The organism is Bradyrhizobium sp. PRIMUS42 (assembly GCF_023006515.1).
In the GTDB taxonomy this organism is placed as follows: domain Bacteria; phylum Pseudomonadota; class Alphaproteobacteria; order Rhizobiales; family Xanthobacteraceae; genus Bradyrhizobium.
The window spans coordinates 17,563-37,701 of the sequence record NZ_JALBGZ010000001.1; the positions used below are offsets into that span (position 1 = coordinate 17,563).

The following is a 20,139-nucleotide window of genomic DNA, read 5'->3' on the forward strand; positions in this document are numbered from 1 at the left end:
AGACCTCGTTCATTTAGATTCTCGCCAGCTATGGGACGGGGCATACCCAAGCATCCGACGCGCCTTATCGATCGAGAGGAGCGTTTCGTTTCCGCTGACTGCTCTCTTGAACGGCACTCCGGCAAAATACTTCGCAGCGAGTTCGGCGCTCGGCGTCGGAAAGACTGTATCCTGATTCGCTATCACGAAGACCTGCGCTCCCTTCAAGTCGGACTCGAGCGACAACCGAACGGCCTGCGCCCCATCGCGCGCGTCGATGTAGCCAAATAGATTGAATTTCCGGACTTCCGGATCGAACGAGGCGAAGTCGGCGTATTCCGATGGATCCATTACGTTCGAGAACCTGAGGCATATGATCTTCGTTTCGCAGTCCCACCTGCAGAATTGGCGCGCCAATTCCTCGCCGACCGCCTTGGACAGCGAATACGCGGTTTCCGGTCGCGCAGGATAGTCCTCGTCTACCGGAAGGTAAGGAGGCGGATTCTCATAAGGGAGACCGAGCAGGGTCTCGCTTGAGGCCCAGACGACGTTCCGGATCTGAAGACGCCGCGCGGCTTCAAAAACGTTGTACGTGGTCAATGTATTTATTCTGAAAACCTCGCCGCTGGGCTTCACGCCCGGCATCGGAATAGCCGCGAGATGTACAATCGCGTCGACGCGACGATTGTGATTCCAATCCATGCCCGAGAGCAGTTCGACCGTGCGGTCCAGGCTCGTGAGGTCGACCTCGACGAAGGGGCAGATGCGCTGCTCAGGAGGCGAGACGTCGGCGTTGACCACGCTATAACCGCGATCCAGTAGATCACGGACGCAGGCCCTGCCCAATTTTCCGCTGCCGCCGGTCACGATCACTAAGGTCATCTGCACTTCCCTTCTCGATTAGTAAGCTCTCGCCCGATCAAGAGCGCTGGTTGCGACCCAGCGCCACGGCCAAGACGATCAGCACGCCCCTCGCCATAAGTTGCTGGCTGAAATCGAGTCCCAACAGAATCAGGCCATTGTTGATCACGCCAATCAGCAGGGCCCCGACGATCGATCCCACGACGGTGCCGGCTCCGCCGAACAGGCTTGTACCGCCCAGAACGACAGCGGCAATGACGGAAAGCTCGTCTCCCTCCCCGAGTTGAAAACGCCCCGATTGGAGTCGCCCCGCATAGAGCATTCCGGCGATCGATGCCGCGGTTGCGGTAATCAGAAGCGCCTGGAATTTCACCGTACGCGTCTTGACGCCGCTGTAGCGGGCCGCGGTTTCGCCGCCGCCAGTAGCCAGGACTTTTCTACCGAAAGGAGTCTTGCGCAACGTGATGTGAGCGATCGTCCCAAGTATAGCTACCCAAAACACCAATACGGGCACGGGACCGATGTTGCCCGAACCGAAGATAACGATGAACGTATCGTCTATGACCGGCACCGGCGAGGTTCCGCTCGTCCACATACCCAGCCCACGCGCGAATCCCATCATTCCGAGGGTTACGAGGAAGGAAGGAATACCGATCCAAGCGGTGAGTCCGCCGTTTACCGCGCCCACGACCAAGCCTGTGGCGAGCCCAGCCAGGACGCCCGGGATCAACCCGTAGCGACTGAGTGCCATACTGGAGATGACGGATGCCAAGCCGGCGATTGCGCCCACCGACAGATCGATCTCGCCGGCGCACAACACGAACGTCATCGCCATCGCCATGATGGAGATGATTGCCGTCTGTCGCGTGATGTTCAGCAGATTGTTCGCTGACAGAAATCCGCGATCGCTCAAGACGACTGCAAACACTGCAAAAATTAGAGCGAAGCCGATGTAGACGACATACTGCCTCCAGTTCGCAAGGAACGAAAAACTCCACCTTTTCCGAGCGGGATCCCTGGACGCTGTCGTCATCACCGGCGTACCGTTCTCTTCAGCGCGCTGCAGCATTGAGCCGAACCTCTTGAATCAGGACTTGCAAGCCGTGCTCCGCCTTCGCGATGCGCGTTCCGCCGTCCGAGTCGGAGTGATCTTCGCCATCCGTCCAGCTCGATATCTCGTCCCTCGTTACTTCTCTGACGAGACGGCCGTCACTCATGATCAGGACCCGGTCGCTTACGGCGAGTAGCTCGGCAATCTCCGAGGAAATCATGACGATGGCGCGCCCTTCGTCGGCCAGCCCGCGAATGAGTTCAACGATCTCCGATTTACTGCCCACGTCTATGCCCGCAGTAGGCTCATCCAGGATTAAAATATCGGGATTGGTTGCCATCCACTTGCCGAGCACGACCTTCTGCTGGTTTCCACCGGAGAGAGTCCGCACTGGGACGGCGCCCGTTTCTGTCTTGATTCTCAATTTCTGAATAATATTCTTCGTCGACGCCGTTTCCTCGGCATTGTCGAGCAAAGGCCCCCGAACGAGATCGTCGATCCTCGGAAGAGCGAGGTTGGCTTGCACGCTATGGGCAACGATCAATCCCTCGCGCGATCGGCTCTCCGGTATCAGCGCGATGCCCGCGTCCATTGCCGCGCGCGGCCGATCGATGTCGATCGGTCTATCCTTCACCCTGATCTCGCCGGACACTTTCCGGTCGATGCCGAACATGACCCGCGCAAGTTCGCTTCGTCCGGATCCGAGTAGGCCCGCGATACCCAGCACCTCGCCTGCGTGCAGCTTGAACGAGACGTCTATTGGTTTTTCTGCCCCGAAAACATTGCGCAGTTCAAGGACCGGAGGCCGAGAACGATCGACGGTCCGCGGACGCCAGTCGAACGTCCCGACGCGCTTGCCGATCATGTGCTCGACAAGATCCTGAATCTGCATCTGCTTCAGAGAGGCGGTCGCGACGTTGCGGCCATCGCGAAGGATCGTTACGTGTTCGGCGACCCGGTAGATTTCGTCCATGCGGTGCGAGACGTAGATGATGGCGACGCCGTCTGCCGTGAGGCGTTTCAGCAGGCTGAACAGATGCTCCACCTCAAACGCACTGAGCGCCGAGGTGGGCTCGTCCATGATGAGTACCCTCGCATTTTGCGAAATCGCTTTCGCGATTTCGACCATTTGCATTTGGCCGGTACTCAACTTCTCGACCGGGCTATTCGGCTCAAGATCGAGTCCCAATTCCGCCATCAAAGCTCGGGCCCGTGTCGCGGCGGCACGGTCGTCCACGAAGATGCCGAATCGTCGCGGTTCTCGCGTGAGAAAGATGTTCTGCGCTATCGTGAGCGAAGGAATGAGGCTCAGCTCTTGAAAGATCATTCCGATCCCGAGAGATCGAGACATCTCGGGGCTATGGGTGCTCATCGGCCGACCGAAGACGGAGATGGAGCCCTCGGTCGGCGTAAGTACTCCCTGAAGGATTTTGAGCAGCGTGGACTTGCCAGCGCCGTTCTCTCCCATCAGGGCATGAACCGTGCCGCGATCGACGGAGAAATCTACACCGCGGAGGACATTGAGTCCGCCGAATGACTTCTTGATTCCGGTCATCTCGACTGCGGCAGCACCTTTGGTCATCACGCTGGTCCTCACATCGCGAGGTGGGTTCTTCTTGCCCTGCTACTTCATCGCGTCCGTGACCACCTTGGGAGGCTCGGTACCATTGGACTTGGGCCAGGCTGCGATGAGACTCTCCTTCGATACCGCGAGCGCGGGAAGAACCACGTAGGCCGGCGCCTCCTTGCCAAGCAACGCATACCCAGCGAGTATACCTTCGGCGTAGCCGGCTCCGTAGGGTCGCTGCGATCCGGTTCCGCGAACGAAGCCGTTCTTTGCCATGTCGATCGCGATATTGACCCCGAGGTCGCAGGTCGTGATTGCCAGATCCTTGGGAGCGCGTCCGCTCGCACGCGCCGCGGCCAGCACTCCCTCGGTCGGCACATCCCAAACTGCCCAGATTCCGTTCAACTCGGGATGAGCGGTAAGCATTCCCGATGCGATCCGCTCGGACTCGCCAGCGAAGTCGGGCCCACCGACTCCCTGTTCCACCACCACCTTGATGTCCGGATACGCCTTGATCGCCTCCTTGAACCCGACCACGCGCTCTTTCGTCGCGAACAGGTCGGATGCGTGCGGGATCAATCCGATATTCCCCTTGCCGTTGAGCGCTTGCGCCATGAGCAGCGCCGCGGCCTTCCCCATGCCGCGATTGTCCGAGGAGACGAGACTTACGTATTCCTTTCCGGGCACCATGCCGGCACCGGTTTGATCGAGAAAGACGATCTTGATTCCTGCGGCAGCAGCTCGTTTGTAGGCGGCTGACGTAGCGCTCTGCTCGGCTGGAACCGAGATCATCACATTCGGCTTGCGCGCCATCACCGTCTCGATATCGGAGACCTGTTGCTCGGCCTTGTAGCCGGCGTCGGTAATTGCGATGATCTTGATGCCAAGTTCGTCGAGAGCCGCCTTTTGGCCGGCCATCTGAGCCTTGGCCCAATCGGACGCCGTATAGTGCATCACGATAGCCGCAGTCGCGTTCATCGACTTTACCTTAGCGATCTCCTCGGGAGTCAGCTTGACGTCGCTCGCTAGGACCGGCTTCTCGCCGTTCGGGCCGGGCGCCGGGTGATCTTCGATGTCCTTGAGCGCTGCGGCGATGTCGGCTGAATAAGCTGGCGGGACAACGGCCGTGGCAAGTGCGACTGCAACAGCAGCAACGACTGACTTCTTAAACAGATTAACCATCCAGATCCTCCCGTCACGCAGTTATCGATGTAGTTATTAATGTATACGTTAATGGACACGCACGTCCATTGTCAATCCCGAGCGGTCGTGAAGAGCTTCCGATCCGATGCGAACTAACGCAGAAAAGCGCTCTTAGCGAGCGGAAGGGGCTCGCGTAGCCGGCGCCACGTACGCGAAGACGCTGCACGGTCCGCGATGAAGGAGGCATGCCAAACCAGGGCGTGCACTCAAATCGGAACGCTGCGGATCTGAGTGCGTTTGCCATCTGCTTTTGCACTAACGCCGGCGCGAAAGCGGGCATCGACTGAGGTCTGGCCCGAAAGGCGACCTTGCTTTGACAAGTCAGAGGTATGAGCTCAACGATCAAGAGCGTCATCCGCTAGGGACCTATTCATGGACGTCCGAAGTCGAACCACAATATCGCCCGCTCGCTTACCGTCGTTAGCGATAGCATTGAGCGCCCGCCGGACTTGCTCCAGATCTGGCGGTTGAGCGCTCAGCCAGTTTAACCCGGCCTGTGCATTGATTATCGTCGCTGTAAGCGCGTCGATGGCGGCACTATAGGTGCGCACAAATTCCGCTGGGATCTGCAAAGGCGCTTCGTCTTTCGCATCGCCCAGATTTCCTTCCGGTTCGCTGATGCAGGTACGATTGACCCTACGCTGCCTTAGACACTGAACGGCCTTTGCAGCTTTGCCGATCACATCGAGTACGGGGACACGCTGGCACCGCTTAGCGGATCGGCTGTTGTCGGCCTCAAAGACAGGAGCGCCTATGCGTTTGGCGGCACAAAACTCCGGTTGGACCGTGCGTCCTTGTTGGACACGATGTACCAACTCGACTTCCAGGACATAGCGCGCTCCTTCACTGAGTTGTGAGAACGACTCGGCGCTGTCGACCCGAGGAACCGCTCCAACGCCGGTGCAACGAGCCAGCTCCTCCCCTAGTTCTTTGTCAGTTCATGAGTACACGCCCTAGTGAGAATGATCCGGAAATGAAAGCTTGAACGCCTTCGCCAGATCCTGTTCTTGCTCCGGAGATAGGTAGCGGGGATTGAGTCCGCGCAACAGCAGGTAGAGCCTCGCGGTTTCTTCCAATTCTTCGGTCGCGAAGACCGCAGCCTCTAACGTGTCGCCCGCGACCACCGGACCGTGGTTGGCGAGCAAGACGGAGGAATATTTCCCCGCGAGCCCTTTGATCGCATTCGCAACGGTGGGATCGCCTGGCCGATAGTACGGCACCAGAGCGGTTCGACCACATCTCATGAGGTAATAGGGGGTCATGGGGGGCAGGACAGCCCGCGGATCGACCTCGGGCAACATCGATACCGCGACCGAATGAGTCGAATGAAGATGCACCACGGAGCGAGCCGCACTTCGGGTCTGGTACAGCGCGGCGTGCAACGGGACTTCCTTCGTCGGCGCATCCCCCGATAGAACGCTTCCCTGCGCGTCGAGCCGCGTGATCCTATCGGGATCGAGGAATCCGAGCGATGCGTTGGTGGGCGTCACGAGCCAACCGCCGCCATCAAGCCTGACGCTGATATTGCCGGACGATCCCGGCGTGAGTCCGCGCTCGAACAGGGAGCGGCCGAAGCGGCAGATTTCATCTCGCAACTTGCTATCGATCACTGTCGGTCCGCCATTCATCGACATCCGGTGGCTGCCTCGCAACATTCGAATGAATCTGATCCAGCCGGTCGAGGCCCCGCGTTCAAAGACGGGGCCACTTCAAAGATTCAAGGTACCGCGATGACGCGGATATTGTTCGTGGTTCCAGCCTGCGCGAACGGGATTCCCGCAACGATCACTACGTTGTCCAGGCTCTGCGCGAAACGCGCCCCGACCGCAGTAGAGACAGCGCGGGACACCATTTCCTCGTAGTTGCTTACGTCGGAGGAGAACACACTGTGCGTTCCCCAAAGGAGAGACAGACGACGAGCAGTGTCCGAGCTGGGGGTAACGGCAAGCACAGGCACATCTGGACGGCGGCGGGCGATGCGCGCCGCGGTCGTGCCTCCGGACGTGTACACGACGATGGCCGCCGCATGGATCGCTGAGGCCAAGGCCGCCGCAGCGGCGGCCACTGCGTGGGGTGGCGTTTGCTCCTCCTCGGGACGCAAGGCATCGACAATGGAACGATACATCTTATGACGCTCGGTGCTGCGGATGATGCGATCCATCATCTCCACCGCCTCGCGTGGATAGTGGCCGACGGCGGACTCCGCTGACAACATCACGGCGTCGGCTCCATCGTAGATGGCAGTCGCAACATCGGACGCTTCTGCGCGAGTCGGCGTCGGCGAAGACACCATGGAGTCCAACATCTGGGTGGCCACGATCACGGGCTTGACCGCCAATCGACAGGCTCGCACCAGCTCCTTCTGCCGACCAGGGACGTCTTCGTGGGGAATCTCGACGCCAAGATCGCCCCGCGCCACCATGACCGCGTCTGACAAGCCTATGATGTCGTCGATCCGATCGAGAGCAGCCGGCTTCTCAATCTTTGCAATGAGCCCTGCGCGGTCTCCGATCAGCCCCCTCGCCTCGAGAAGATCTCCTGGTCGCTGCACAAACGACAGCGCGACCCATTCGACGCCGAGACGAAGGCCGAAGTCGAGGTCCGCTCGGTCTTTTGGGGTAAGCGGGGACACATCCAGGATTGTCCCCGGAAGGTTAACGCCCTTGTGGTTGGAGAGCTTCCCGCCAACTATTACCTCGGCTTCGAGACTGTCACTGAAGAGCGCCTTAACGCGAACGCGCAGGCGGCCATCGTCGATCAGCAGATCGTGACCAGGTGCCGCAGCCGCAAACACCTCTGGATGCAGCAACGGGATAGCAGTCCGATCGCCAACGGAGCCTCCCTGGACGAACTTAATGGTCTCACCTGCCGCTACCGTGAGGCTTCCATCACGCAATGCCCCGATCCGAATCTTCGGACCCTGAAGGTCAAGCAAGATGCCGATTGGCCGGCCCGTTTCAACTTCGAGCGCACGTATCGCCGCGTGCACCTTGGCGTGGTCCTCCCTCACCCCGTGACTGAAGTTGAGGCGAAAGGTGTCGACACCAGCCTCGAACAACGTTCGAAGCATCTCTGGCTCGCAGCACGCTGGCCCAACGGTGGCTACGATTTTGGCTCGGCGATTTCGACGCACTTGAACAGCCTCTCTATCGACAACGCGGGTTAGCTCCGAACGAAACGACCCCAGGAGCAAACTACCGAGGAGGTGTCTTGTCAGGCCCGAACATCAGGCCGGCCTCACGGAAGCCGCCGTCGACGTTCAACGTGTGGCCGTGGACATACCTGCTCTCGTCCGATGACAGGAAGACTGCTGCGTCAGCGATCTCTTCCGGAGTTCCATAGCGGCTCATTGGAATCAGATATTCATACGCTCGACGCGTTGCCGGATCGTGCGCAGTCTTCGCCATTTCGGTCTCGATTGCTCCCGGAGCAATGTTGTTGACGTTGATGCGGTACTGGGCAAGTTCGACCGCCATGACCTTTGTCAGCAACTCCAACCCGGCTTTTGCCGCGCCATATGCGCCGCGTCCGTTCCCGCCGCGCTGACCGGAGAGCGACGCGATGTTTATGATCTTGCCGCCGCGCCCTTGCTTAACCATCTGGCGCGACACGGATTGCGCCACAATGAACGCCCCGGTCAGGTTGATCGAGATCATTCGTTGCCAATCCTCGAGCTTTATGTCGAGAAACGGGGTGTTGCCGCCGATTCCGGCGTTGTTGATCAGAATGTCCATTCCGCCGCAGCGGCTGGTCAATTCGTCCATCAATTCGCCCACCGACCCCTGATCGGCCACGTCGACTCTCAGCCCCAAATGGTCGCGATCGGCATTTTCAAGTGTCGCCGCCGCCGCTTTGGCGCCGTCCGGGTTGATATCCGCAATCGCAATGCGAGCTCCCTCGCGCGCCAACGCCTTCGAGATCGCAAAGCCGATACCGCGCGCCCCGCCGGTGACGAGCGCCACCTTGTTGTTCAATCTCATATCAGTCTAACTCCCGCTTCTTCGTATTCAGGTTAGTTTCCCCGTCGTGCGCTCGAGGGTCGTCCACAACTCCTCACCATATTTGGCCCGCCATTCCTTGTAGAAGCCTGCCGTGCGAAGCGCGTCTCGGAACGCGCCGACGTCGGGCTCGTTGAATATTAGGCCCTTCTTTGTTAGATCACCGCGCAGCGACGTTGCCAGCGATGCCATGTCCCTCCTTTCGGCCATCGCAGCGTCATTAATTGCCGCGGCTATGACGTCACGGAGATTTTGAGGGATGGCTTCCCAATTTCGCTTGTTGGCCACGCAGAAGAAGGCATCCCACATGTGGCCCGTCAGAGCACAGTATTTCTGAACTTCGAACAGGTTTGCGGTGGAAATGTTCGCCAGCGAATTTTCCTGGCCATCAACGATCTTTGTCTGAAGAGCGGAGTACAATTCGCTGTAGTTGATCGCAGTCGGTGCCGCGCCGAAGGCCTGGAACATGGAAGTCCAAAGCGCGCCGACGGGTACCCGGATTTTGACACCCTTCAGGTCCGCCGGCGTATTGATCTGCTTCGAGCTTGTCGTAATGTTGCGGAAACCGTTGTCCCACATCTTGGCCATTGGCACGAGGTTGGCCTTCCCGATGGCGACTCGCAACGCATCGCCGAGTTCTCCGTCCATGGCCTTCCAGACGGCATCATAGTCCGGAAAGATGAATCCCAATCCGTAGATCGACGCTGATGGAACGATCGTCGAGAGAACGTTGATTCCGGAGTTGAGGAATAGATCGAGGCCGCCAGCGCGCAACTGCGACAGCATGTCCGTGTCGCCGCCGAGTTGGTTGTTGGGAAACACATTGATTTCCACCTGGCCCTTTGTTTCAGACATCACGCGCTCCGCAGCTTCCCGGGCACGTGCCGTGATCGGATGCGACTCGGCCAGGTTGAACCCCCATCGGAGCTTAAATTCTGCGGCCCGGGCAGGCCGGACTGTCAATCCGGTGCCGGCGGCCAAAGCTACAGACGCTGCTCCCTGCAAGAGCATCCTGCGATTTACACTCTTCATTGTTTCCTCCATTCTTTAAGTTGCTTAGCCTGACATCACTTGTTGGGAAGCTTTGCGCTCACAGGAACCCCGTTGATATCCACGGGACCAACGCCACGATCACAAGTCCAATCAACAGGGCCAACATGTAACCAAGGATGGGTCTCATTCCGGCGTCCGGGTTCACCCGGCTGATTGCGCACGCGGCGTAGTAGCCGACGCCGAAAGGCGGCGCGAAGAGACCCACACCCATCGCAAGAATGACAACCATCGAATAGTGAACGAGATTGATCCCGAGGGCTTGAGCTATCGGGAAAAGCAGTGGACCAAAGAGCACAATGGCCGGAATACCTTCGAGAACGCTGCCAAGCACCACGAAGGCCACAATGGACACTGCCATGAAACTCGTCGACCCACCGGGCAACTGCTTCATCGCCACCGCGAGAGAACGAGAGAAACCAGATTGCGTCAGACTCCAGGCCATCGACGTCGCGGTGCCGATGATGAAGAGGATGGCGCCAGAAAGGCTCGCAGTCTCGACGAGCATTGGCTTGATCCGCCGCCAATCGAATTGCCTGTAGAATAGAGCGCCAACAACAATCGAATAGAATATCCCAATAGTGGAGACTTCGGTCGCCGTCGCGACGCCTTCGATGACCGCAGATCGAATGACGAAAGGCAGGGCGATTGCCGGTACCGCGATCAGGAACGTCATGCCGATTTCCTTGGCCGAGGCGCGACGGACAAGGCTGCGGTCCTCGTTGCGGTATCTCCAAGCGATTACGCAGCAAAGGGTGATCGCCAGGATGACGCCAGGAAGAAGCCCCCCCGTGAACAGAGCCGCAATGGAGACACCAGTAACCGAGCCGATCGTTATGAGAACTATGCTCGGCGGAATCGTTTCGGTTTGGGCACCAGTCGCCGCCAGCAGCGCGACGAGATCTCCTTCGTTCGCGCCTCGACGCTTCATTTCCGGGAACAGGACCGGCGCCACCGCGGCCATGTCCGCGGCTTTCGATCCGGAGATGCCCGAAACGAGGTACATCGCTCCGACGAGGACGTACAATAAGCCCCCGCGCACATGACCCAACAGGCTGGCAAGGAAGGCAACCATGGCCCGTGCCATGCCCGTCATTTCAATGAGTTGACCGAGAAACACGAACAGTGGGACTGAAAGCAGGATCAGATGGCTGACGCCTTCGTCGATACGGCCCACGATGATCAGCGGCGGGGTCCTGGTCGTAAGCATGAGATAGCCGAATGTTGCCAAACCGAAGGAAAAGGCAATCGGAACGCCCGTGAAGACGGCGCAGGCCACCACAACCACGAAGAAGATTATGAGGTTTGCGTTGCCGAGCGGCGCAAAGAGGGGCTTAAGAAGCCAAAATATGCCGACAAGCAGCGCGACTATGGCGAGTGCTGTTAGGACCTGTCTTGCATCACCCATTCGCACGAGGCGGAGGAGTGCGAATACGCCCATCAAACCAAAACCGACGGGAGCGGCGGACGCTCGCCACGCGTTCGAGAGGTCCATCGCCGGGGTTCTAACGATGGCTTCCTCGATTGCGTACTCGAGCGTGGCCGGAAACAGCAGGATGACCAGCCCCAATGATGCGGCCAGCGCGATTGCGTCGAGATGAGCCCGCGTCCGAGGAGACACAAATGCGAATAGTGCTGTCATTCTCATGTGCTCGCCGCGTCGCAACGCTATCGCGGTGCCCAGCATCACCAGCCAGAGAAACAGCATGGAAGCCAGCTCATCCGACCAAATGATAGGTTTGAGGAACACGTAACGTGCCAGGACTCCCGCAAACAACAGCAGAATCTCGGCCGAGAGCAGTATGCTGACGCAGACCTCAAGAATGCGGCCGAGCAGTTTGTCGGTGCCGTCCGCGATCGTATGCAAGACGTTCTGGCGTGAACTCTCCATGACCTCTCCCAAGGGCGTATGCGAGGTCACGCCGACGGCGCCATCGTGCACGGCGACGCCGCCTGAAGACATCGTTGGGCCACGCATCGGCATCCTCCCTGTTTCGTTGTTATTGAACCCTGCCCAGCCACCCGCGTTTGAAGAACTCTTCGTCGCCCAGTTGACCGCCTTTGAATGCTATCTGAAGTCCGTCGAGACGTCCGCGGATCGACTTGGCTCGGCAAAGTGGGACGCCAGGACTTACGCGGGCTTCAATTTCAAGCGCATCGATGTCCAGGAGCTGTGCGACCTGGCTCGACGTGTCGCCACCGGACAACAACAACCTCTTCAAGGGCACCTCCTCGAGGATGTCACTAACGAGCTGACCAATCTTCCGACCGAGGTTTCGCCCACCTTCATGCTTGGCGAGCTCGCGTGACATGCCGCCGCTGACGAGCATGCCGATCATCTTTCCGATCCGGGGATCATTGGGACCACGGGCTGTGTGCAATATGACGCTGCGCCCTTCTTTGAGAAGTGAGACGGCACGTCCGACGACTTGCCTCGCGACTGCAATAGTTTGGCTATCATCGAGCAGAGCAGCAGCGTCGAGAGGCACCTCCGCAAATCCAGCCCGCACGGCGGCATCGATCTGCAACGCCGTCACAGGTGAGGCGCTGCCCGACACGGCCAGTACTTGATCGATCGCAGCTGGGTCGCCATAGGCGCCGGAAGGTGGGGGAATTACACCAGCCTCCCGCCACCATTGCGTCAGGGCATACTCCACACCTGACGGCCCAACCACGAATGCACTTCCGCTCACCCCAGCCCAATCAGCTATGAGCCGCCCGACCTGAGTAAGCTGCGACGCATTCACGGAGTCCAGCAGGATCGCGTCCGCCCCGCCCTCCGCCAGATCATTGAATCGCCGAGCGGCCGCTTCAAAGCCCTGGTCGAGGACCGGAGATGTTAGTTTCTCGATCCTGAGCGCCGCCTGCTGTGCAATGTGAACCGCCAGATCGCTTTCGTTCATGGGCGTCACTGGGTGAACGCTCATGACCGGATGCCGATCGATGCGATAGACATTCCCATCGGTTCCAGACCGAGCAAACAGGTTTCCAAAAATGCAGTATCTTTGAAGCGAAGGTGTGCCGCCAACGATCGGAACTGTATCGCCGAAGATAGACTTTGCGATTTCGATCACTCGACCGATGCTGCCAATCCCCGGCGAGCTGTCAAAGGTCGAGCACACCTTGTAGTGAACGATCGGCGCGCGAAGCGATGCAAGGTACCGTAGATCCTTCTCCAGATGTTCGGTCATCTCCGCTGGAGACATGCTACGGCTCACCCCGGCAAGTCCGACAACGTCGATGTCCCCAAAATGCTTCAAAACATCAGGGCTCGGAGGACGGAGAAAGAGAGCAGCACGGAGCCCAGCAAATGCGACAACCTCAAGCGCATCCGTCGATCCCGTGAAATCATCACCGTAGAATGCCAACCGATAGCGAGCTTGCGTCACGTCGCGCCCCCGAACTTGGAAAGCGCGAGCTGAAGCGACGGATGGGTCTTTGCGTATTCGGCTACCGGTACACCCTGGACCGCCGCTTCCCAAGCCTCTCGCAAGCTCATGACGCCCTCGGCGATGCCGCCAGGATGCCCCATGATGCCGCCGCCGGCGAGGTGCATGAGGTCTACGCTTCCGAGGCGCTCGAATGTGTCTCCGGCTTGCCCCGCCCATTGCCCTGAAGAGAAGACCGGCATCATCGGTTTGACACCTGAAAAGGTGGCGAGACATGAGCTTGCAGACAGGACGACAGAATCATCCGGCTCCCAGAATTTGCTCCTTAGACCATTGACGTGCAGATGATCGACGCCCGTCAGTCGCCACAGCTTTTGAAATGCCAAGAAATCAAAGCCGAGCCAGGGATGGCGGGTAAATAAGCCCCATCCGTTGCGATGACCATGAATCGGAAGTTCCGTGTAGGTTCGCAGATGTTCAATCGCAGAGAAGCCGCACCAATTGACGCTCACCATCACGCACGATCCGCCGGCCTCTAGCACCAGGTCATGGCGACGTCGCATGTCGTCGACCGAACCGCTGATATTGATCGCGTACATTGGCTTACGGCCTAACCGGTCGGCATGCCTCTCGATGACGGGAAAGACCGCCTTCAGGCGCTCTTCAAAAGGCGCGTGAGGCGGATCTGCGATTAACTCATCGTCCTTGAGAAAGTCGATCCCGGCTTCGCAGATATTGTCGACCAGCGAGGCTGTCTCAGATGGAGACATACCGATACTTGGCTTCAAGATCGTCCCGATCAGCGGTCGATCAAAAACACCGGCCAAGCGTCGGGTCCCATCGACACCGAACTTCGGACCAGGAAAGCTGGCGGCGTAGTCGACTGGAAGGCCGATGTCGAGGAGCCGAAGCCCCGTGATCTCACCGAGTTCGAATAGATTGCCAGCAACCGTCGCCATGAGCGTCGGGATATTGCGGCCCACGTTATCGATTGGGAATGCGATTTCGATCTCGCCGCGCCGAAACGCATTTGGCCATGACCGCCGCTCGGCGAAGGAACTGCGCAAGGTCGGAGTGTCGACGGATGGCAGCTCTGTTACGCGAAGCACTCGTGCGCGCGATCGCTTTTTCAGCTCGTCCGTTTCGCCGGGCAACGAAAGAAACGTCCCGCTTGACTGCTCTCCTGCGATGACTTCCGCCGCCCTCTCGAGACTATCGCCAGTCTCGATCAGATATCGGGCCGTGAATTCGGATCGAGGACTATCGCTGCGCATTGTGACGCCCTGTCGAGATTTGCTGCGCTTCTTCGGAGTTTTCGTCTCGTTCATCCGTCCGGCGAAGGAGCCGATGGTGTGACGAACGCTGATATCTTGCCCCCGGGTAAGCCGTAGCGGCAAACGATATTAGTGAAGCGAGCTGTGAGGAAAAGTTACACCGCCAAAGCCCAAGCCACTTGGGCGCCCCCACGACCGAAGCCTTCGCAGTGCAAAAAAAACGCTAGGCGGTGACACCGGCCAATGTTGCGCAAATCTCGGCCGTCGCGGACATTTCCCGTGTGAGCCAATGGGAAACGGCCCTACTATCTGGGCGAGATACGACGTGAGGGGCCGTCCAGAGTATCAACTTACGCTTGCCGGGGATGCTTCCGAACGGCGCAACCAGTCTTCCACTGTTGAGCTCCTCAAGCACGAACATCGTCGGAACCAACGCTAAGCCGAGCCCACACAGCGCGGCCTGGATGAGAAGATAGAAATGGTCGTAAGAGTCCTGAACACGGATGTCCTGCTGCAACCGCATCTCGTCGAGCCAGTCTGACCATGCCTCTGGCCGCGTCCGCGTTCCCAACAGCCGGCAACGCGCAATATCGCCAGGGTCCTGGAGTCTGTTGGTTTTCGCGTACGACGCGGCGCAAACTGGCGAAATCCACTCCCGCGCAAGCTCCTTGATGATCACGTCTCGAGGCGGCGTGATGACGCTGGAACGGATGGCGATGCTTACTTTATCCCGGATGAAATCCACTTGATCGTAGTTGAGGTTGAATTGGAGATCGATGCCCCTTTGAGCTTCGTGAAATGCCGCGAGGCGTGGGATCAGCCAATACATCATAATGGTCGCCGAACATGAAACCGTCAGCGACCCAGGCAAGATCTGCTCAACACTCGCATCTATCAGATTGAACGCGGCGGTCAGACCTTCCGCCAGCCGAATCCCTTCAGGCGTCGGGTCTGTTGAGGACGATGATCGCACGAACAGGGGGACGCTCAGCAATTCCTCTAGCGACCGGATATGCCGGCTGACCGCCCCGTGAGTCACGGACAGTTCAAGCGAGGCCGCAGTCATGCTTCGCAATCTCGCGGTCGCTTCGAAAGCCCTCAACGCGTTGAGAGACGGCCTAGGACGCACTGTCGGACCCCTCCTACAGACCGCACCCTAACGGCTGTGAGCTTTCCTCACAAGTGGGGCTTTAAAACTCATTTGGGTATTTGACGATGGCGCCCTACTCTCACGGAAAGTCAGTCAAGACCAGAGTACGCGTGGTCGTTCGCAATAGGCACCGAAAATGCTGAAGAAGATGATCATTGAGGCCCGCGTGAATGAATATGCGATGCGCGATGGGAATCCCCACGTACCGTGGACCGCAGATGAAATAGCCGAGACTGCCGCCCGCTGTCGCGAGGCAGGAGCGTCAATTCTGCATTTTCACGCTCGCGCGGACGATGGGTCCCCCCTCCACACCGCCGAGAAGAACGCTGAGATCATTCGCAAGGTCCGGCAAAAATGCGATCTACTGATACTACCAACACTCGGCTTTTTCGCCAACGACACCGACCCGAACGCGCGCATAAACTGCATTCTCGAGCTTGCCAAGGACCCCGCGACCAAGCCGGATATTGTCCCAATCGACACGGGAAGCACCAATCTAGATCTATTCGATCGCGACAAACTTGCCTTCACACATTCTGATCGTGTCTACGAAAACCGCACTGCCGCGGTGGAACACTACTTTCGTTCCCTCAAGGCTGCCGGGATCAAGCCAAAGATGACTTGCTGGTCGATTGGCTTTGTTCGACGCGCGATAGCATTCATGGAAATGGGACTTGTGGCCGAGCCCGGTTACTTTCTGCTCAACATGACCGACGGTCCGTATCTCACGAGCCATCCTGGAACGATCGAAGGATTGGACGCGTTCTTGCTCTTCCTGCCGAAGGGCTTCCGTCATAGCTGGATCGCCAACATCGTTGGCGGAAATCTGCTGAACCTGTGCGACGGCGTAGCAAGGCGCGGTGGCAACATCGCTCCCGGAATCGGCGATTATTCTTACAGAGAATACGGCTGCCCGACCAACGAGGAGCTCGTTCGCCGAACATGCTTGATCGCGAGGGGCTGCGGACGAGAGATCGCTTCTCCAGATGATGTTCGGGAAATCCTTGAAATCTGATGGTTCGAGTGTCGCGAGCAAGGGCGCCAGGCGGTCAGTTGGCCAGACGACTCGACGAGGGTTGCGCGATGAAGTTCTCCCAGACTGTGCCGGGATCTCGCTGACCCCGACACTTTTTTTGACACTGGCTTGCTTCCACTCTGCAAAGCCGCGACTCGCGGCAGAGCGTTCCGCTCAGCCCTGGAGAACTTGTGAGAAACAAGAATCACGACAGAGAAATCGACGAATCGATTCGTTTTTGTTGCGGCCTTCATGAAGATTAAAAATGAGAAGGCACGTTCAGAAATAGTCAAGCTGGCTGAGACACATGCGCGATTTGAGCGAAGCGCCTCACTGTTCCAGTCCAATAGCGAGCCGACGTTCGGCTAACATCTTTGAACAGCCGCCGGGACACCGCCTCTGTCGGTCGATGGCACACATCTTCGCTGATACAGAGCCTATTGACCTGCTCGCCCACTTATAACCTGTAGGATGCTGAATTTAGGTCTCTTCACTTCAAGCCGACCACTCTGTGAGGCACATAACGCTCTTCCAGCCTCGCCACTTCTTCGGACGTCAGCTTCAGACCCAGGACGGTAGAGCCCAGAAACTGCACGTTGGTCAACCTGACGATTAGTTGTGGTTGGCACCGGCGGCGAGCTATCAGAGTTGCCCTCGCGTCGCCGGATCTTTCACGGCCAAGACGCGCGTCTTGTCCCCAGTTCGCCCCAAATGCCGGAGGGCTCTCTTCGCGAAGAGCCGCTTGGTCCGCTCAGCCCAATCTTGTCCGCTCGTTGCAAGGATGGCCATGTCGCGCTTGAGGTCCGCCATGACGGCGAAACCGTCCGGATAGCTCACCAGAATCTTGAGAACCGTGACCTGGAAGTTCACGGCCCCGTGCCCCTCCCAACTACCGCCACATGGTCGGCGCCTTGTGGAGAGCCTCACGACCGATCACCTTGAGCCTGTCCGGCGAAGTGTCACCGTTCATGGCGGCTCCCAAGATCCTGGACGCCACGTGGGCGCGTGTGCCGGATTCGAACCGCGAAACCTCTTCGCAGACTTCATCGAGGACGGCACGCAGGAGCGCGATCGTTGCTGGATCGAACATGGGATCCCCCAAGAGAAAAAGCAGTCGTATCGCAATCATAGGGCGCCGCATTCAACAGTGTTAAAGCGGCGTAAAATCCGACCTAGTTCCTCTGCACAGAGATTTTGACTCTTTGCGTCGGTCAAAACCCTTGAAAGAGCGCCCTCGGGCGCTCTTTCAACCCGTCAAAATAATTGTGAACTAGTTTACATTGGATCTGGCTCTCCGCAAGCTCTGGCATTTGCCGCGGCGCAGCGCTCAGGCGCCGATCAGACAGCAATTGGTTAGCGGCCATTTCCAAACAAGGAAGCGATTCTCCGAGCGAGGATAGTACCCGACTGCACGGGCAACTCGTATGACAGTGCGTCACCGTTAGCCGAGTGGGTCGTAGCGCGCGGTGCGACCATTCTCGTCGGGCGGGTTAAACAGATAGATCTCCTGTCCGTGGGCCGCGCGGAATCCGGCCGAGCGCTCCCAGTTCTCCTTCTTCACATCCAGCACGACGACTGAATCCAGCCGATTGAGCAGGTTCGGAATGACGTAGCCGACCCCCTTGCCGGCGCGGGTTGGAGCGTAGACCAGGACGTGTTCCGATCCGCCGAAGCAGAGCAGCGCGCCGTCCTTACGGCCGAGCAGCACGCCATCCTTGGATCGCAGGCCAGCGGCCTTGATTTCGCGTTCGGACGCGAAGCGCGCGCTGCCATGAAGCGGGAGAGGACGGTGCCGGAAGATCGCACCGAGCAGGCCAAAGACGACGACCGCGCCCGCGAGGGTCGACAGGGTCAGCCAGCGGTCGAAACGGGGGTCGGCACCGTAGCGGGCAGCCGGTGGCGATCTCCGACCAGTGCAGGCCACCATCGTGAAGCCTGAGCCCAAGAGGCAAAACGTTGGAGGCGGAGAGGATCCGGAGCCCGAGGCCGCAGCGCGCCCGCCCGGTTTCTCCTGATTCCGGGATGGTCGTCGCAATCCGCCCCCTGCGCGGCGCTGTGGCGTTCGTCCGGATGCGATCTGGCCGTGGTCCCCCGCCTCGGCGAATCCGGGGACTCTAAATCCCGCCGAGGCAGAGATACTTGATCTCAAGATAGTCCTCGATGCCATATTTGGAGCCTTCCCGCCCGTTGCCACTTTCCTTCATGCCGCCGAAGGGCGCGACCTCGCTCGAAATCATGCCTTCGTTGATGCCGACGATGCCGTATTCGAGCGCCTCGGCGACCCGGAATATCCGACCGACGTCGCGCCCGTAGAAGTAGGCGGCCAGACCGAACTCGGTGTCGTTGGCCAGTTTGATCACCTCTTCTTCGGACGAGAAGCGAAAAACCGGCGCCACTGGACCGAAGGTTTCTTCCCTGAAGATCAGCATGTCGGGTCTGGCGTCGGCCAGCACGGTCGGCTGATAGAAGGAGTGGCCCAAAGCATGGCGTTTTCCGCCGGTCACGACGCGAGCTCCCTTCTTCGTCGCATCCAGGATGTGCTCTTCGACCTTTGCGACCGCCGTGCCGTTGATCAAGGGCCCCATCATGACGTCGGCCTCGAAGCCGTCCCCGACCTTCATCGCATTTACGGCTTCCGTCAGGCGGGCGACGAAGGCGTCATAGACCTTGTCCTGAGCGAATAAGCGGTTGGCGCATACGCAGGTTTGACCGGCGTTGCGATATTTGGAAGCGATGGCGCCCTTTACGGCCGCCTCGATATCGGCGTCTTCGAACACGATAAAGGGAGCATTGCCGCCGAGCTCCATGGAGGTGCGCTTCACGGTGGTGGCGGCCTGCGCCATCAATTTCTTCCCGATCTCGGTCGAGCCGGTGAAAGTCACTTTGCGCACGGTCGGATTGGAGGTCATTTCGCCTCCGATGGCGCTGGCCGATCCCGTCACAACCGAGAACACACCCTTTGGGATGCCCGCCCTCTCGGCGAGCGCTGCGAGCGCCAGCGCGGAGAGCGGCGTCTGGCTGGCAGGCTTGACTACCATCGTGCAGCCGGCGGCCAGCGCGGCGCCGGCCTTGCGGGTGATCATGGCTGCCGGAAAATTCCATGGCGTGATGGCCGCACAGACCCCGATCGGCTGCTTCAGCACGATGATGCGACGGTCAGACGAGAATCCGGGGATGGTGTCTCCGTAGACGCGCTTGCCTTCCTCGGCGAACCACTCGATGAAGGATGCGGCATAAGCGATCTCACCGCGGCTTTCCGCCAGCGGCTTGCCTTGCTCGGCCGTCATGATGGTCGCGAGATCTTCCTGATTGGCCATCATCAGCTCGAACCACTTCCGCAGGATCGCAGCGCGCTCCTTGGCTGTTCGTGCGCGCCAACCGGCCCACGCCGCGTCGGCCGCCTCGATGGCGCGCCGCGTTTCGGTCGCTCCCATATTGGGCACGGTAGTCAATACGGCGCCGGTCGCCGGATTGGTGACGTCGAGCGTCTCGCGGCTGTCGGCGGCTGTCCAGGCGCCATCGACGAAGCCGCCGTTGCGGAGCAACGTAGGGTCCTTCAGCTTGGGCATTGCGCTAGGCGGCTGTACGTGGGTCGTCATCGG

17 protein-coding genes are annotated in these 20,139 nt (G+C 59.2%); 1 reads left to right on the forward strand and 16 read right to left on the reverse strand.

The features are described from left to right. Window positions 1-9 precede the first annotated feature (9 nt). The 12 genes from MOV75_RS00085 to MOV75_RS00140 form a co-directional block, all read right to left on the reverse strand. A complete protein-coding gene (locus MOV75_RS00085; RefSeq protein ID WP_247004311.1) occupies window positions 10-861 on the reverse strand; it encodes an NAD(P)-dependent oxidoreductase in 852 nt (283 codons plus the stop codon). A 37-nt stretch (window positions 862-898) separates the two neighbouring features. Beyond that, a complete protein-coding gene (locus tag MOV75_RS00090) occupies window positions 899-1,873 on the reverse strand; it encodes an ABC transporter permease (protein ID WP_247004483.1) in 975 nt (324 codons plus the stop codon). 19 nt (window positions 1,874-1,892) lie between these two features. Continuing rightward, complete coding sequence (locus MOV75_RS00095; RefSeq protein ID WP_247004313.1) at window positions 1,893-3,473, reverse strand: sugar ABC transporter ATP-binding protein; 1,581 nt, start codon at window positions 3,471-3,473, stop codon at window positions 1,893-1,895. 42 nt (window positions 3,474-3,515) lie between these two features. Then, entirely contained in the window at window positions 3,516-4,640 is a 1,125-nt protein-coding gene (locus tag MOV75_RS00100) for a substrate-binding domain-containing protein (RefSeq protein WP_309486913.1), read from the reverse strand. A gap of 974 nt (window positions 4,641-5,614) precedes the next feature. Further along, on the reverse strand, window positions 5,615-6,295 hold the full coding sequence (locus MOV75_RS00105; RefSeq protein ID WP_247004323.1) for an aldolase: 681 nt from the start codon (window positions 6,293-6,295) through the stop codon (window positions 5,615-5,617). Between the two features lie 83 nt (window positions 6,296-6,378). Beyond that, window positions 6,379-7,794, reverse strand: coding sequence for a pyruvate kinase (gene pyk, locus MOV75_RS00110; protein WP_247004325.1), 1,416 nt, complete (start codon window positions 7,792-7,794; stop codon window positions 6,379-6,381). A 61-nt stretch (window positions 7,795-7,855) separates the two neighbouring features. After that, window positions 7,856-8,641, reverse strand: a complete 786-nt coding sequence (locus MOV75_RS00115; protein WP_247004327.1) for an SDR family NAD(P)-dependent oxidoreductase — start codon at window positions 8,639-8,641, stop codon at window positions 7,856-7,858. A gap of 27 nt (window positions 8,642-8,668) precedes the next feature. Further along, the gene (locus MOV75_RS00120; protein ID WP_247004329.1) at window positions 8,669-9,691 is read right to left on the reverse strand and encodes a TRAP transporter substrate-binding protein; all 1,023 of its coding nucleotides are present in this window, start codon (window positions 9,689-9,691) and stop codon (window positions 8,669-8,671) included. 58 nt (window positions 9,692-9,749) lie between these two features. After that, window positions 9,750-11,600: a TRAP transporter large permease subunit gene (locus tag MOV75_RS00125; protein WP_247004485.1), complete on the reverse strand. Its 1,851-nt coding sequence runs from the start codon at window positions 11,598-11,600 to the stop codon at window positions 9,750-9,752. A 109-nt stretch (window positions 11,601-11,709) separates the two neighbouring features. Continuing rightward, entirely contained in the window at window positions 11,710-13,098 is a 1,389-nt protein-coding gene (locus tag MOV75_RS00130) for a four-carbon acid sugar kinase family protein (protein ID WP_247004331.1), read from the reverse strand. After that, the gene (locus MOV75_RS00135) at window positions 13,095-14,426 is read right to left on the reverse strand and encodes a ribulose-bisphosphate carboxylase large subunit family protein (RefSeq protein ID WP_247004333.1); all 1,332 of its coding nucleotides are present in this window, start codon (window positions 14,424-14,426) and stop codon (window positions 13,095-13,097) included. The genes MOV75_RS00130 and MOV75_RS00135 overlap by 4 nt, the downstream gene beginning before the upstream one ends. A 169-nt stretch (window positions 14,427-14,595) precedes the next feature. Next, complete coding sequence (locus tag MOV75_RS00140; RefSeq protein WP_309486914.1) at window positions 14,596-15,501, reverse strand: LysR substrate-binding domain-containing protein; 906 nt, start codon at window positions 15,499-15,501, stop codon at window positions 14,596-14,598. 157 nt (window positions 15,502-15,658) lie between these two features. Between MOV75_RS00140 and MOV75_RS00145 the strand changes: the two genes are divergently transcribed. After that, the gene (locus MOV75_RS00145; protein WP_247004337.1) at window positions 15,659-16,537 is read left to right on the forward strand and encodes a 3-keto-5-aminohexanoate cleavage protein; all 879 of its coding nucleotides are present in this window, start codon (window positions 15,659-15,661) and stop codon (window positions 16,535-16,537) included. 642 nt (window positions 16,538-17,179) lie between these two features. Here MOV75_RS00145 and MOV75_RS00150 read toward each other — a convergent pair. From MOV75_RS00150 to gabD, 4 genes are all read right to left on the reverse strand, one after another. Further along, the gene (locus MOV75_RS00150) at window positions 17,180-17,407 is read right to left on the reverse strand and encodes a hypothetical protein (protein ID WP_247004497.1); all 228 of its coding nucleotides are present in this window, start codon (window positions 17,405-17,407) and stop codon (window positions 17,180-17,182) included. Window positions 17,408-17,426: 19 nt separating this feature from the next. Then, window positions 17,427-17,627, reverse strand: coding sequence for a hypothetical protein (locus MOV75_RS00155; RefSeq protein ID WP_247004338.1), 201 nt, complete (start codon window positions 17,625-17,627; stop codon window positions 17,427-17,429). Between the two features lie 351 nt (window positions 17,628-17,978). Further along, a complete protein-coding gene (locus MOV75_RS00160; protein WP_247004340.1) occupies window positions 17,979-18,464 on the reverse strand; it encodes a type IV secretory system conjugative DNA transfer family protein in 486 nt (161 codons plus the stop codon). Between the two features lie 187 nt (window positions 18,465-18,651). Next, window positions 18,652-20,136: an NADP-dependent succinate-semialdehyde dehydrogenase gene (gene gabD / locus MOV75_RS00165; protein ID WP_247004343.1), complete on the reverse strand. Its 1,485-nt coding sequence runs from the start codon at window positions 20,134-20,136 to the stop codon at window positions 18,652-18,654. Window positions 20,137-20,139 lie beyond the last annotated feature (3 nt).